This is a genomic window from Neisseria sp. P0021.S007 (genome assembly GCF_051956855.1).
Genome location: NZ_JBQCXA010001227.1, coordinates 1 through 513, shown reverse-complemented (window position 1 = coordinate 513; position 513 = coordinate 1). Strand labels below are relative to the sequence as shown.

General features: G+C 57.1%; 1 pseudogene. It reads left to right on the top strand.

Annotated features, from left to right (window positions below):
• Positions 1-513: pseudogene (locus tag ACTHUR_RS18440) on the top strand (bifunctional [glutamate--ammonia ligase]-adenylyl-L-tyrosine phosphorylase/[glutamate--ammonia-ligase] adenylyltransferase); the annotation flags it as partial.

Below are 513 nucleotides of genomic sequence, written 5' to 3'. Positions count from 1 at the left end.
GCTATGCGTGGTGCAAAGGCCGCGTGGTTACGCCGTATCCGAACGACATCAAAGCGTTGGTGCGCCCCTTTGTGTTCCGCAAATATCTGGATTACAGCGCATATGAAGCAATGCGCAACCTGCACCGCCAAATCCGCAGCGAAGTCAGCAAAAAAGGCATGGCGGACAACATCAAACTCGGCGCGGGCGGCATCCGCGAAGTCGAATTTATCGCCCAGATTTTCCAGATGATACGCGGCGGGCAAATGCGCGCGCTGCAACTGAAAGGCACGCAGGAAACGCTGAAGAAACTTGCCGAGCTGGGCATCATGCCGTCTGAAAACGTCGAAACCCTGCTTGCCGCCTACCGCTTCCTGCGCGACGTCGAACACCGCCTGCAATACTGGGACGACCAGCAAACCCAAACCCTGCCTGCCTCACCCGAACAGCAGCAACTGCTCGCCGAACGCATGGGTTTCGACAGCTCAGCCGCTTTTTCAGACGACCTCAACATTCACCGCACCAAGGTCAATC